Source organism: Serratia sp. NCCP-200, assembly GCF_059697885.1.
This window is the reverse complement of the sequence record NZ_BAAKUJ010000001.1, coordinates 800,740-813,529: the sequence shown is the minus strand read 5'-3', so window position 1 is coordinate 813,529 and position 12,790 is coordinate 800,740. Positions and strand designations below refer to the sequence as shown.

10 protein-coding genes, 1 tRNA gene and 1 pseudogene are annotated in these 12,790 nt (G+C 48.8%); 9 read left to right on the top strand and 3 right to left on the bottom strand.

From position 1 onward, the window contains the following. The first annotated feature begins 23 nt into the window (after window positions 1–23). The 3 genes and pseudogenes from fbpC to AC6HVW_RS03765 all read left to right on the top strand — a co-directional run. A complete protein-coding gene (fbpC, locus tag AC6HVW_RS03775) occupies window positions 24–1,082 on the top strand; it encodes a ferric ABC transporter ATP-binding protein (RefSeq protein WP_039995816.1) in 1,059 nt (352 codons plus the stop codon). Window positions 1,083–1,366: 284 nt separating this feature from the next. After that, window positions 1,367–1,442: transfer RNA gene (locus AC6HVW_RS03770), tRNA-Asn, on the top strand. 107 nt (window positions 1,443–1,549) lie between these two features. Further along, window positions 1,550–1,825, top strand: a pseudogene (locus AC6HVW_RS03765) (IS3 family transposase); the annotation flags it as partial. Window positions 1,826–2,210: 385 nt separating this feature from the next. On the opposite strand, the gene AC6HVW_RS03760 reads toward AC6HVW_RS03765, so the two are convergent. Beyond that, on the bottom strand, window positions 2,211–2,843 hold the full coding sequence (locus AC6HVW_RS03760; RefSeq protein WP_059201165.1) for a TetR/AcrR family transcriptional regulator: 633 nt from the start codon (window positions 2,841–2,843) through the stop codon (window positions 2,211–2,213). A 295-nt stretch (window positions 2,844–3,138) separates the two neighbouring features. Between AC6HVW_RS03760 and AC6HVW_RS03755 the strand changes: the two genes are divergently transcribed. The 6 genes from AC6HVW_RS03755 (at window position 3,139) to AC6HVW_RS03730 (ending at window position 10,385) form a co-directional block, all read left to right on the top strand. Next, window positions 3,139–4,191 (top strand): Fe(II)-2OG oxygenase family protein, encoded by a 1,053-nt coding sequence (locus AC6HVW_RS03755; protein WP_071680973.1) that lies wholly within the window; start codon window positions 3,139–3,141, stop codon window positions 4,189–4,191. A gap of 9 nt (window positions 4,192–4,200) precedes the next feature. Then, window positions 4,201–5,325: an ATP-grasp domain-containing protein gene (locus AC6HVW_RS03750; protein ID WP_497569272.1), complete on the top strand. Its 1,125-nt coding sequence runs from the start codon at window positions 4,201–4,203 to the stop codon at window positions 5,323–5,325. Window positions 5,326–5,328: 3 nt separating this feature from the next. Beyond that, window positions 5,329–6,702 (top strand): MFS transporter, encoded by a 1,374-nt coding sequence (locus AC6HVW_RS03745; RefSeq protein ID WP_071680975.1) that lies wholly within the window; start codon window positions 5,329–5,331, stop codon window positions 6,700–6,702. A 1-nt stretch (window position 6,703) separates the two neighbouring features. Then, window positions 6,704–7,951, top strand: coding sequence for an ATP-grasp domain-containing protein (locus AC6HVW_RS03740; RefSeq protein ID WP_071680976.1), 1,248 nt, complete (start codon window positions 6,704–6,706; stop codon window positions 7,949–7,951). 299 nt (window positions 7,952–8,250) lie between these two features. Then, window positions 8,251–9,420 carry a p-hydroxyphenylacetate 3-hydroxylase oxygenase component gene (locus AC6HVW_RS03735; protein ID WP_071680977.1) on the top strand — a complete coding sequence of 390 codons (1,170 nt, stop codon included), beginning with the start codon at window positions 8,251–8,253 and terminating at the stop codon, window positions 9,418–9,420. A 20-nt stretch (window positions 9,421–9,440) separates the two neighbouring features. Then, the gene (locus AC6HVW_RS03730) at window positions 9,441–10,385 is read left to right on the top strand and encodes a p-hydroxyphenylacetate 3-hydroxylase reductase component (RefSeq protein ID WP_071680978.1); all 945 of its coding nucleotides are present in this window, start codon (window positions 9,441–9,443) and stop codon (window positions 10,383–10,385) included. Between the two features lie 72 nt (window positions 10,386–10,457). Here AC6HVW_RS03730 and AC6HVW_RS03725 read toward each other — a convergent pair whose 3' ends face one another. Together AC6HVW_RS03725 and AC6HVW_RS03720 are read right to left on the bottom strand one after the other, a co-directional pair. Then, on the bottom strand, window positions 10,458–11,660 hold the full coding sequence (locus AC6HVW_RS03725) for a Bcr/CflA family multidrug efflux MFS transporter (protein WP_081366980.1): 1,203 nt from the start codon (window positions 11,658–11,660) through the stop codon (window positions 10,458–10,460). A gap of 259 nt (window positions 11,661–11,919) precedes the next feature. Next, window positions 11,920–12,780, bottom strand: coding sequence for an aldo/keto reductase family oxidoreductase (locus AC6HVW_RS03720; RefSeq protein ID WP_071680979.1), 861 nt, complete (start codon window positions 12,778–12,780; stop codon window positions 11,920–11,922). Window positions 12,781–12,790: the final 10 nt, after the last annotated feature.

Below are 12,790 nucleotides of genomic sequence, written 5' to 3'. Positions count from 1 at the left end.
CCCGGCGGAGAAGGATGAACAACATGTCTGACATTCAAGATAAGAAGCACTTTGTTGAACTGAAGAACGTCGCCAAGCGGTTTGGCAACAACACCGTGATTGAAAACCTGAGCCTGGCGATCCCCCGTGGGGATATGGTGACGCTGCTTGGCCCTTCCGGCTGCGGTAAAACCACGGTCCTGCGCCTGGTCGCCGGGCTGGAAAAACCCAGTGGCGGGCAGATCTTTATCGACGGCGAGGACGTGACCGATCGCTCCATTCAGCAGCGGGACATCTGTATGGTGTTCCAGTCCTACGCGCTGTTCCCTCATATGTCGCTGGGGGATAACATCGGCTATGGCCTGAAAATGCTGGGAAGGCCCAAGGCGGAGATCCGCGATCGAGTACGTGAAGCTCTGATGCTGGTCGATCTGGAGGGTTTTGAAGAGCGCTATGTCGATCAGATCTCCGGCGGCCAGCAGCAACGCGTCGCCCTGGCACGTGCGCTGATCCTCAAACCCAAGGTGCTGCTGTTCGATGAACCGCTGAGTAACCTGGATGCCAACCTGCGCCGCAGCATGCGTGAAAAGATCCGCGAATTGCAGCAGCAGTTCAACATCACCTCACTCTATGTCACCCACGATCAGAGTGAAGCCTTTGCGGTTTCCGACACCGTGCTGGTGATGAACAAAGGGGAAATCATGCAGATTGGCGCACCGCAAACGCTGTACCGCTACCCGGCCTCGCGCTTTATGGCCGGATTTATGGGGGATGCCAACATCTTCCCGGCCAAGGTGACCAGCAGCGGCGTAGAGATCTTTGGCTACGCGGTGCCACGCCCACAAGGCTTTGCTGCTGGTTTGCAGCAATGTACCGTGGGCGTGCGCCCGGAGGCGATTACCCTCAGCCAACATGGGGAACCAAGTCAGCGTTGCACCATCAGCAAGGTGGCCTATATGGGGCCGCAGTATGAAGTGCTGGTGAACTGGCACGATCAGTCGCTGCTGCTGCAGGTAAACGCTACACAGTTGCAGCCCGAACCGGGCGACAGCTATTTCCTGCAAATCCATCCGTTCGGCATGTTTGTCCTCGCCGACGAGTAAGCCTTAATTTACTCCCCGCTCGTGGTTCCGGGCGGGGATTTTTCGATGTCCATTCCCTACTCCCGTCTCGATATCACCGCATTTACGGCACTGATGTGATCTCGCTCTGTTTCTCGCCGCCGTCGGGCATTATCACTATCGGTTGAACTTAACGCGGGCATCTATGGGGTAAATCTGCCAAAAGCTCAACGGGTTGCGCATTCTGTAAGCAAACAAACGCAGAATGCGTAATCCCCTTTGACTTCCCCCCTGCACCCCGTTATGATTCCGCCCGTTCACACGATTCCTCTGTAGTTCAGTCGGTAGAACGGCGGACTGTTAATCCGTATGTCACTGGTTCGAGTCCAGTCAGAGGAGCCATATTTAGAGAAGCCCGCGTAAGGAAACTTAAGCGGGCTTTTTGCTTTTCAGTGACCCGTCCTGAATAGCGTTGACACGTTTTCGACTTAAATCCGGAGAACGTGATAATGGCCGAGTTTAAACGTACACAACGTGACTATCCTTTGTCTTTTAAAATTGCTGTTGTTGAGCAGGTTGATAAAGGCGAAATGACCTACAAACAGGCTCAACTGCGCTATGGTATTCGGGGACGTTCGACCGTTCTGACCTGGTTGCGCAAGCATGGCCATCTTAACTGGGCCCCAGGTCTTCCCCATCTCTCCAGCCGGGAGTTGCCCATGAGCCAACCGCCTGCCCCTTTAACTCCTGAACAAAGGATCAGGGAACTTAAAGAACAGCTTGAGCTGGTCACCCAGATCGCACTGTGATTAAAAAATACGCTATCATCTTGTCTAGACAGTGAAAATACACAAAATAAAACCGTTCTGACGGGCCCGACTGGGAAATAGCTTTGTTCTGTTTATGGAATTCGAGCTTACTATTCCCGGCCCCTATCCCCCAGTCGTATTTATCGACCGAGAAAAACCATTTGTCATTGCATTCAAGTAAAACTCAGATGATTGTAGCCGGCTTCAATAACGGTCAACTCTTCTGCACTAAAAGTCTGCCGTTTTCGCTCACCCCGGTAATACCAACAGCAATGCACCAGCCCCTTATCAGACGTAGTTCCACTGACGACCATGATTGCAGGTCGTTTACGTAAGCGTACAAGCATCCCAGGCATAAACATTAACCGCCCCCTGCTAAAGCAGAGCTATTAGTCTGCCCCATCTTTAATACACTCATCATAATGAATTCGTTTGCCTGTTTGAGGGCAGAAAAGTCAGGTTTGACCTTGCCATAAACACGCATTCCTTCAAGCATTATGAAGAGGCTTTCAGCCATAATCTCGGCCTTGACATCCAGCCTGAATATGCCTTTTTCTTGGCCCTGCTTGATTATGATCAACAGGTTTTTCTTAATTCCGCTGAACATATAGCTGACTTTTTCGTAGATATCCTTGTCATCTGGGAGCAACTCACTCGCCGTAGCAATGGTAAAGCAACCCCGGGTACCATCTTCGCCGGTAGACAGTAAAGCACAGTAATTCAGCGTTTCTCTCAGTGCTTTTTCAGGATCCTGCTCACCTGCGCGTTTTTCCATTCTCCGCAAACCATCATCCATATACTGCGTTAACGCAGCCAGAAAAATGGACCTTTTATCCGGGTATAGCTTGTAGATGCTCGCGCTGGCCAAGCCCGATACCTGCATTAAGTCAGCCATTGATGTGGCGTGAAAACCTTTCATCCAAAACACGCTAAGCGCAGCATCAAGAAAATCCTGCGGGTGAAATTCTCGAGGTCTACCAAGATTTTTTTTCATATTTTCCACTATTTTTTCTTATCGTGATATAAGCCCACCATGAATTGTAGATTAATCAATCCACAAGTCAAGAGGTTAATGATTAATAAAAGAAAGTAATCATATAATTAAAACAACCGCATGTTTTTACTTGAATTTTACAATCATGATTGGAAAGATGTTTAATTTCACAAATCACTCTTATTCAATTTAACAACCAATCTATTCTTTTTTATTCCTTTTTGATACTTCCACAGCATAAAAACCGCATGTAATTCTAGCTGTGATTAATTAATGTTTTCATATGGAGATCGCTATGAATAAGGAAAAAACACTGAAGTTAATCGAACTTAGTCACGAAGAAAAATCAGTAATTCTCGATAAAATAGCAGGGCTAACCTATTCGCCAGAAGGAAGTTCAGAATATATTAAAGCTATAAGAAAACTGATGTGGAGTATTCTGCCTGAACACTTAACTGATGCCCTAGAAGACCTCAAAAAGCCATTTCCAGAATATGCAGGTATTAAAGTTACAAATCTGCCTGTTGATAGCGTTATTACAGGTAGCCCTCACAACAATGAAACAGGTAGACTATTCAAAAGTGGTTCTGTAACAGAGAATATTTTAGTTGGCATGGGCGCTATTTTAGGAGAACCCTACTCCATTGCTCATGAAGGATATGAATTGGTCAATAACCTGACCCCACATAAAGAAAAAGCGTCTGATTATACCGGATTAGGCTCCGCAGTCGAACTTGACTTTCATATTGAAAATGCAGCACAAGTTTATCAGGAGGAAGGTGATACTTCCCCTTTCGTACTCATACTTCTAGGGGTGAGGGAAGATACACAAGCAAAACCATTAACTCGAATCTCTGATGCTCGCAAAGCGCTTAAGCAACTTTCTGCAGATGATATTGCTGTATTACGAGAAAGATCTTTCATTATCAAAGTCCCTCATCGCTGGAGATCGGCCACGGTTACTCCCAGAGATAATACAGAGTTAGTCCCTGTCGTTTCTGGACCGATAAATGCGCCTAGGATAACCGTGGCATTTTACCCAGATATGGTTATACCCGTTAATAGCAGGGCTCAAGAAGCATTAGAGAAATTACATATCACTATCCGGAGTGTGGCTGAAGGCATTCATATTACTCCTGGTACAATGGTGATAATCAACAACAATTTCATGCTGCATTCTCGCGATCAATTCACAGCCAATTATGATGAAAATGGCCGAGCCTATCGCTGGGTTCAGCGTATTTTCGTCACTAAAAATTTATGGCCTTTCCGCAATTTTAGTTGCCAAGGCGAAAGGATTTACAACGCTAAATTGCTCACCGCAGATCAAAAATGTACTGATGAATAAGAGGCTGAAATGCAACTCGTCATTATAGGTGCTAGAAATACTGGCACCAGCTTATATCTTGTGTCGCTGGCGATTCGCTATGGTTATAGCGTCACCGTGTTAACGGCTGAACATGATAATCTCAATGGCGCTTTTGAAAACGCCGTGCAGGTTATCTCATTGAATATTTCCACTGAGAACGTTATAAATTGGATTAAAAACAACCTGGTAGTATTTACCTCGGCATTACTGATAACAACTACACACGACTTATATGCAACAGTTGCAGCTCAAGTTGCCGATTGGTTTGGTGTTCCCGGCCCTGATAAAAAAGCAGTAGCTTACTGTGTATCTAAAATTAACCAGAGCGAGACACTTAGCCGCCTAGGTTTTCAGCAAGCTTCTCCAACTCGAGTTTCTCTATCAGAACAGCTACCTGCATCCCTGATCGCGACCTTAAGTTATCCTGTGGTCATTAAACCGGTTGAAGGCTCGGCCAGCCAAGGGATCAGTCTATGCCGGACAACGAAAGAAGCTTTAGTCCACCTTGAACACCTCAGTGCTAAATACAGGGCTCAGCCAGAAATTATCCCTGGTGGCGCAGTACTGATTGAACACTTCGTTGCAGGGCAGGAGTATTGTGTTGAACTATTTGATGGAGTTTTTATTGGCACTATGAAAAAAAACAAGCGTGCAAGCTCACGCTTTATTGAACGGGGTTACAGCTCTGATATTGATTTGACAGAGTCTCAGATTGACAGACTCATCCTCATGACAGAGAAAATTACAGCCTCACTGAATCTGATGTGGGGCCCTATACATATAGACTGTATTATTAATGAAGAGCAGATATATATCATTGAAATTAACCCGCGCATTGCCGGAAGCTTTATTACCGCTATCATTCGAGATGCATGGATGTTTGATATCGCGGATGCACTATTAAAACGCTTGAGTGGGAAGCACGTTGAAATTTTTAGACGACGTGAGCCAAAAAAATTTGCTCAAGTAATGTTTTTTCTTGGTTGTGATCCTGAATCATGGCAAGTCCCTGTAGCAAGTCAACTGACGGACTCTAAAATCAAAGTGATATATGCACCGCAGTTCATTCCGGAAAGGGAGCGCCGAGCCTATGTTTATCTTGTGGTGGAGTGAGCAATGAAAGCACATCGACCTTCACTTCTTCAAGCTGCTCTTGTTACTTCACTTGGCTATATCGTGGTTCAGCTTGATGTCACTATCGTCAACGTTGCCCTACCGACCTTTGCCAGAATATTCCAAGCTGACATGTCTGGGCTACAGTGGATCCCAGATGCGTATGTCATCGTTTTTGCAGCCCTTCTGCTTGCAGCAGGCGGATTGAGCGATCGATTTGGCAGTCGGAGAATCAACCTCGTTGGAATGGTCATTTTCCTGTTTGCATCGCTAATTTGTGCTTCCGCTACCTCAATTGATATTATGATTGTTGGCCGTATCGGACAAGGGGTAGGTGCAGCCCTTATTCTTCCTTCATCACTCGCATTGCTCTCTGCAGTCAGCGAAGGCGATGCAGTACTCCGTACAAAAGCCATTGGATGGTGGAGTGCTATTGGTGGCATTATTAGTGCCGCAGGGCCTTTTATTGGAGGGCTTATATTAAAATATTTATCTTGGCACGCACTTTTTCTGATAAATATCCCGTTCTGTCTTGCTGGTTTAATTTTTACTCTTTATATTATCAAGGAACCCCCATGTCATCATCGCCAAAAAGTCGATACAAAAGGGATAGTGATTTTTATTATAGCCAGTTTTTCACTGGTGTTTTTACTTATCAATTTTGGAAAAAAATCCGTATATTCCCTTTCTGACCTTGCATTTATAATATTATTTTTCATTTCAGCGACACAGTTAATTCGGCACCTAAGAAATAATGAATATGCTTTTATACCTCCAACTTTACTGCGAACCCCCATTTTCTCAATGGGATTGCTTCTAGGCGCCACCATGAATTTTTCATTTTATGGTTCTATCTTTATATTAACCATTTATTTTCAGGTTTATCGCGAATTTTCACCCGTTATGACAGGGTTAGCTCTGCTGACTTTCACTATTATTGCTGTGGCCAATACTGCCAGCGGTTACTTGTCTGAACGCTTTGGCCCCCGCCTAACCATCACGACCGGACTGGTTACTGCCTCTGTGACCTACACTATTCTGGCTTTTCTTACGTATACCGATGCGAGTTATCTTGCTTTTGTATGTTTCCTATTTCTTATGCCGATAGGTGGCGGAATTGCCTTGCCCACGCTTATTTCGGCTTTCATTCATGCAGCACCTGCCGATAAGACGGCAACCGCCTCAGCAGCGATTAACTCCATGCGTCAAATCGGTGGTGCTATTGGCGTAGCGTTGCTTGGGCTTCTTGTCTCCGGCGTACATTTCCCAGTAAACGTCGGAGCTGCCACCGGCTTTCTTATTGCAGCCTTTACCATGCTGATAACAGCACTCCTTACCTATGCAATGTTTTATGAGTCTGAAATCAAGAGGGTTTAAGATGAATATCAGTTATATTCTTATTGTCGATGGGGCTTCTACTTCTGCAAGTTATGCTCCTTTATTCCGAGCTTATGGCATTCCTTGCATCCATCTGTTTAGCGATCCTGTTATAGCCAGTCACTTTGGAGCAATGATCAATCAGCAAGATTACGTGGCATGTTTGACCCATCAGGGTGACATAACGCAAACCCTTGAGCGTCTATCCAAATGGCAAATCTCAGCTGTATTACATGGTTTGGACTCAGCGTTAGCAGTGGCAGGAGCCATCGCCAACGCGTTGAATCTGACATATGTCAATGAGCCGGAGTTAAATCTAGCTAGGCGGCACAAGTTTGAAATGATAGAAACCGTCAGAAAAGCAGGATTACGAGCCCCAGAACAGATATTATCAGATAACATACAAGTCATCTTAAATTGGGTCGGGAACAGAAATCAGTATCCTGTTATTATAAAGCCAGTTGAAAGCGCAGGAGTAAAAGGTGTCTTTAAATGTAGCTCTATTAAGGAAGTACACCGGTACTTTAATAAGGTAATGAACTCGTCTTCATACTATGAAGAGCCAAATACAACTGTTTTAATTCAAAGCTTCTTAGCTGGGAAGGAATATATTCTTGATAGCGTATCGTTAAATGGAAAACACTACTTAACCAGTATTTGGCTTGTCAAACGTGACAACGGGTCATCGCCGTTTCTTGATAATATGGAAACAGTTGATCACACCTTGCCGAAATACACTGTAATTCGGGAGTATGCAACAGCTGTTTTAAATGCTCTTGGCGTCCGTAATGGCCCTTCACATCTTGAGGTTATTCTGACTGAAAATGGCCCAGCACTAGTCGAGCTTAACTGTCGCTTACATGGGAGTCTTGACCTCCGTCTGACCACTTATGCATGTGGCCGTAATCATGTCCAGGATGTGGTCACCTCCCTCTTATCCCCTGATTACTTTATGACCTCATGCTCTCATCCCCTTTCATTTTATGGTCAGGCGATGCATGTATTACTTCGTTCTCCTTTGGCCGGCCGTAAATTGCGCAAAGATTATTGGTCGAGATTAGAAACGTTATCTTCTTTTGTCAGTTATAAATCCAATTTACCTACTGAAGGAATAACTCCCAAGACTAAAGATCTGAAGACAGCGATAGGTACTCTATCTCTTTTTAATCGGGACAGTAAACAACTAGCAACCGATCTCCTTTTAGTACGCCATGAAGAAAATACAGGGGCCATGTATAAACAAGACTAAAAAACAGCCAAATTAGGGAGGTAGTTAAGATAAAAAGGCATGCACTGCCTCTCTTTTTAATTATTCAACTAACACCATTCTAATCGCCCCAAAAAAGAGCAGAAAATTTATGCAATCTCAACCAGCGCATATCAGGTGGCTAACCAAGAGCCTCACACCCAGCCCCTCAAACCTGCCTCCAGATCACACCCTCAACATTTAACATGAAAAGTACAATTTTTTACCTGAATGTTACATTCCATTAAATTACCCTTCCCCCATACTCATCCCACGCCCACCCCTACCGAGGGAACCAACTGATGAAAACTAGCAACCCGATGCTGGAAAAATTACTGCCCATTCTGCCACTTATCGCTGCCAACGCCGCACAGGCGGAAAGCGAACGAAAAGTACCGGATGAGAATATCCGTTTGTTAAAAAGCATAGGTATGCACCGGGTATTCCAACCGAAAAAATTCGGTGGCCTGGAAATCTCCCTGCCAGAATTCACCGACTGTGTCGCCGCGCTGGCCGGAGCCTGTGGCGGAACGGCCTGGGCTTTCAGCCTGCTATGCACCCACAGCCATCAGATAGCGATGTTTTCTGCCAAACTGCAACAAGAGATCTGGGGAGAAAATCCAGACGCCACCGCCAGCAGCAGTATTGCCCCGTTTGGCCGCATTGAGGAAGCCGAAGGCGGTGTCTATCTGAGCGGTGAAATGGGCTGGAGCAGCGGTTGTGACCACGCCGAATGGGCAATTGTCGGCTTTCGCCGCAAAAACGCCGAAGGTGAGCTGCTCTACAGCTTTGGCGTGATCCCACGCAGCGATTACGAAATCCGTGATGACTGGTTTGCGGTTGGCATGCGCGGCAGCGGTTCCAAAACGCTGGTCATTAAAAATGCCTTCGTACCGAACCACCGCATTGAAGCCGCTCAGGATATGATGCATGGGCGCTCTGCAGGTTTCGGCCTCTACCCGGACAGTAATATCTTCTACTCGCCCTATCGCCCCTATTTCGCCTGCGGTTTTGCCGCCATCAGCCTTGGCGTTGCGGAGCGTATGTTGGTCGCCTTTAAAGAAAAAACCCAAAACCGCGTGCGAGCCTATACCGGAGCCAGCGTGGGAACGGCCACCCCGGCGCTGATGCGTCTGGCTGAGTCCACCCATCAGGTTGCTGCCGCCCGTGCCTTTTTGGAGAAAACCTGGCAAGAACATGCCGAACACGGCCGTAAGCACCAATATCCCTCTCATCAGACATTGACGTTCTGGCGCACCAACCAGGCTTACGCAGTCAAAATGTGCATCGAATCGGTTGATCGCTTGTTCAGCGCCGCTGGGGCAACCAGCTGGATGGAAAGCAATGAGATCCAGCGCCTGTTCCGCGACTCACACATGACCGGGGCACATGCCTATACCGATTACGATGTCTGCGCACAGATATTAGGCCGCGAGTTGATGGGGTTAGAACCCGATCCGACGATGGTGTAACGAGCAGGAGTTCCTATTTAATGACACATCACACAGAACCAGCCCTGGATCCCCGCGCATTTCGCCGTGCGCTGGGTAATTTCGCCACCGGCGTGACGGTAGTGACGGCAGCAACCGCAGATGGCACCCGCGTGGGAGTCACGGCCAACAGCTTTAACTCGGTATCACTGGATCCGCCGTTGGTATTGTGGAGCATTGATAAACGCTCCGGCAGCTACGCGATCTTTGAGCAAGCCAGCCACTTCGCCATTAACGTGCTGGCCGCCGATCAGATGGATATTTCCAATCGTTTCGCCCGCCCCAGCGAGGATAAATTTGCCGGGATTGAGGTGGAGGTCGGCGCGGGTGACGTGCCTTTGCTTACCGACTGTGCCGCGCGCTTTCAGTGTGAGAAATATCAGCAGGTTGACGGCGGTGACCATTGGATCCTGATTGGCAAAGTGGTCGCGTTTGACGACCTGGGCCGCGCACCGCTGGTGTATCACCAGGGATCCTATTCCATGGTGCTGCCTTACCCGCAGGTGGCGGAGCGCGTTGCACAGAATGCAGTAGGCAGCGCCAGGCAGGAACGCTTGAATAACAACGTCTTCTACTTGCTCACCCAGGCGCTGCGCAGCTATCAAAGCAGCTACCAGCCCAAGCAGCTCTCCACCGGGTTGCGGGCCAGCGAGGCCAGAATGCTGCTGGTGTTGGACAGCGACGCCTGCCTTGATAAGGCCTGCCTGCTGGCAGAAATGGCGATGCCAACCAGAGAGATCGAAGAGGCGCAGGAAGCGTTGTACCGTAAAGGCCTGGTGTCCAGCACCGAGAATGGCCATCACTTGACCGAGGCAGGCGAACGCCAGGCCAGCGTGCTGAGAGATATTGCCGCCAAACAGCAAGAACAGGTCCTGTCCGCCTTCTCGGCTGACGAAGTGGGCATTTTGAAGAAGCTGTTGCGCGGTATTATTGCCAATAGTCAGTAATTTAAATCGGTAAACCTCATGCGCATTGTCAGCAACGGCAATGCGCATGAAAACCTCACCACCGCATCCTACCTATTCATGCAGCCGTGAACCTATTCGCGCCACAGATACCCTCTGCCCTACCCAACCTAGCGCCGCGCAAACGGCCATCACCAACGTCATGGCAAACGGCGTGTCATCCTGCAACCAGGAAACGGCCAGGCTTGCCAACGCTCCCATACCAAACTGCAAAGAGATCGCCAAGGCACTGGCGCTCCCAGCCTGTTGGCCACGCTGTTGCAACAATAGCGACAGGCTGTTGGTGCCAATGGCATTCACCAGCGACATAAACAACACCACCAGAATCACCAGGATGGACAGGCTCTGCTGGTGGAACACCAGTAGCAACAACCCAAACAACACCTGGGCGCTGCTTTGTATCATCAATAGGCGCGGCAGGCTGTAGACCTTCAGCATCCGCACGTTCAGCAGCAGCACGGCGATCATGCCTATAACGTTGCAGCCAAACAGCAGCCCGTAATACTGAGCGGGAACCTGGAAGTAGCTGATGTAGACAAAGGGAGAACCGCTGATAAAGGCAAACATGCCCGCGAAGGAAAACGCCAGGGTAGCAATAATGCCCATTGCTTCTCTGTCACGGACCAACAGGCAATAGTTATGAAACGCTTTCAGGATGCTGCCTGACTGCCCTGGCGGGGTCTTTAACGTCTCCGGCAGTACCCAGAATACCAATAACCCACTGATACAACCCACCACCGCCAACAGCATGAAGATGGCTTGCCAGTCGAAGATAGTCAGCAAAGCACCGCCTAACAACGGGGCCAGCAGCGGTGCAATCATGGTAACCAGCGTCATCAGCGATAACACTCGGGGCAGCTCATCCGAGGCATAAACATCCCTGGCAATGGCGCGCGCCATCACTACAGCGGCCCCGCTACCAAATGCCTGTAACGCCCGCAGTATCACCAGTTGCTCAACCTGCGTGACCTGCGTACAGAGCACGCTGGCAATCACAAACAGCAGCATGCCGCTCAGCAACAGCTTTCGCCTGCCTAGCCGATCGCTAAGTGGCCCGTACAGCAACATGCCGATGCAAAAACCGGCAAAGAATGACCCCAATGTATGCTGCATCTGCCCCTGTGTGGCATGCAGTTGTTGCCCCATCGCGGGTAACGCAGGTAGATACATATCAATCGACAGTGGGCCAAAAGCCACCAGCGATCCCAGTAGCGGGATCAACCATCGTGGCGGCCGGTTAGTAAAGGCAGGTGGCATAGCGGCTCCTTTATCATCAATAACGCCTCAGCGGTTGTGGGCGTGAGTCTTGGTGATCATTCGTTAACATATTAACAATCATCTTATAAAATGGACACATTTAAGACAACATTTGTCTCTTTCCTGACGAGAATGGATTTTATTAATACATTAAAGAAAACAGGGCTGGCGTTGAAACGCAGAGGGCTGAGAATGCTGGGAGGATGTATTTTTAGCGGGAACCCAGGGCTCCCGCAGAGGTTACAGTTGCCGCGTTGCCTTAGATCGCATTCAACTTCGCAATAGCTTCGCCCGGCAGTTTGAGTTGGGCTGCGGCAAGGTTCTCTTTCAGATGTGCCAAGGAGGATGTCCCTGGGATCAGCAGAATGTTGGGTGAACGCTGCAGCAACCAGGCTAGTGCCACTTGCATAGGCGAGGCTCCCACCTGCTGCGCAACTTCCGACAACGTCGTAGACTGCAACGGCGTGAATCCACCCAGCGGGAAGAACGGCACATAGGCAATGCCCTTGCCAGCCAGTTCGTCGATCAGTGCGTCGTCATCCCGATGTACCAGGTTGTAATTATTCTGTACGCAGACAATCTCACAAATCTTCTGCCCTTGCGCAACCTGAGCCGAGGTGACATTGCTCAGCCCGATATGGCGGACCAGCCCCTGCTGCTGTAGCTCGGCTAACACGGAGAGTGGCTCTTCAAGCGACCCCTCTGCCGGACCATGTGCATCAAACATGCAGCGCAGATTGACCACATCAAGCACATCCAACCCCAGATTACGCAGGTTGTCATGCACGGCCTGGGTCAACTCCGCCGGAGAAAATGCAGGCAACCATGCGCCTTGCTCATCGCGGCGAGCGCCGATCTTGGTGACAATGACCAGATCGTCGGCATAAGGATGCAGTGCCTGGCGAATAATTTGATTGGTGTAATGCGGGCCATAAAAATCGCTGGTATCGATATGGTTGACCCCGTTGGCAACCACTTCACGCAGAACCGCGATGGCCGTTTCAGGATCCTTCGGCGGACCGAAAACCCCCGGCCCGGCGAGCTGCATGGCGCCATAGCCGAGCCGCTTGACGGTATGCGTGCCGAGCGCAAAGGTACCTGACAGATGAGTGCTGGACATATTCAAACTC

Coding starts and splice junctions, on each gene's coding strand:
- fbpC (WP_039995816.1), top strand. CDS start 24: ATGTCTGACATTCAAGATAAGAAGCACTTTGTTGAACTGAAGAACGTC.
- AC6HVW_RS03760 (WP_059201165.1), bottom strand. CDS start 2,843: ATGAAAAAAAATCTTGGTAGACCTCGAGAATTTCACCCGCAGGATTTT.
- AC6HVW_RS03755 (WP_071680973.1), top strand. CDS start 3,139: ATGAATAAGGAAAAAACACTGAAGTTAATCGAACTTAGTCACGAAGAA.
- AC6HVW_RS03750 (WP_497569272.1), top strand. CDS start 4,201: ATGCAACTCGTCATTATAGGTGCTAGAAATACTGGCACCAGCTTATAT.
- AC6HVW_RS03745 (WP_071680975.1), top strand. CDS start 5,329: ATGAAAGCACATCGACCTTCACTTCTTCAAGCTGCTCTTGTTACTTCA.
- AC6HVW_RS03740 (WP_071680976.1), top strand. CDS start 6,704: ATGAATATCAGTTATATTCTTATTGTCGATGGGGCTTCTACTTCTGCA.
- AC6HVW_RS03735 (WP_071680977.1), top strand. CDS start 8,251: ATGAAAACTAGCAACCCGATGCTGGAAAAATTACTGCCCATTCTGCCA.
- AC6HVW_RS03730 (WP_071680978.1), top strand. CDS start 9,441: ATGACACATCACACAGAACCAGCCCTGGATCCCCGCGCATTTCGCCGT.
- AC6HVW_RS03725 (WP_081366980.1), bottom strand. CDS start 11,660: ATGCCACCTGCCTTTACTAACCGGCCGCCACGATGGTTGATCCCGCTA.
- AC6HVW_RS03720 (WP_071680979.1), bottom strand. CDS start 12,780: ATGTCCAGCACTCATCTGTCAGGTACCTTTGCGCTCGGCACGCATACC.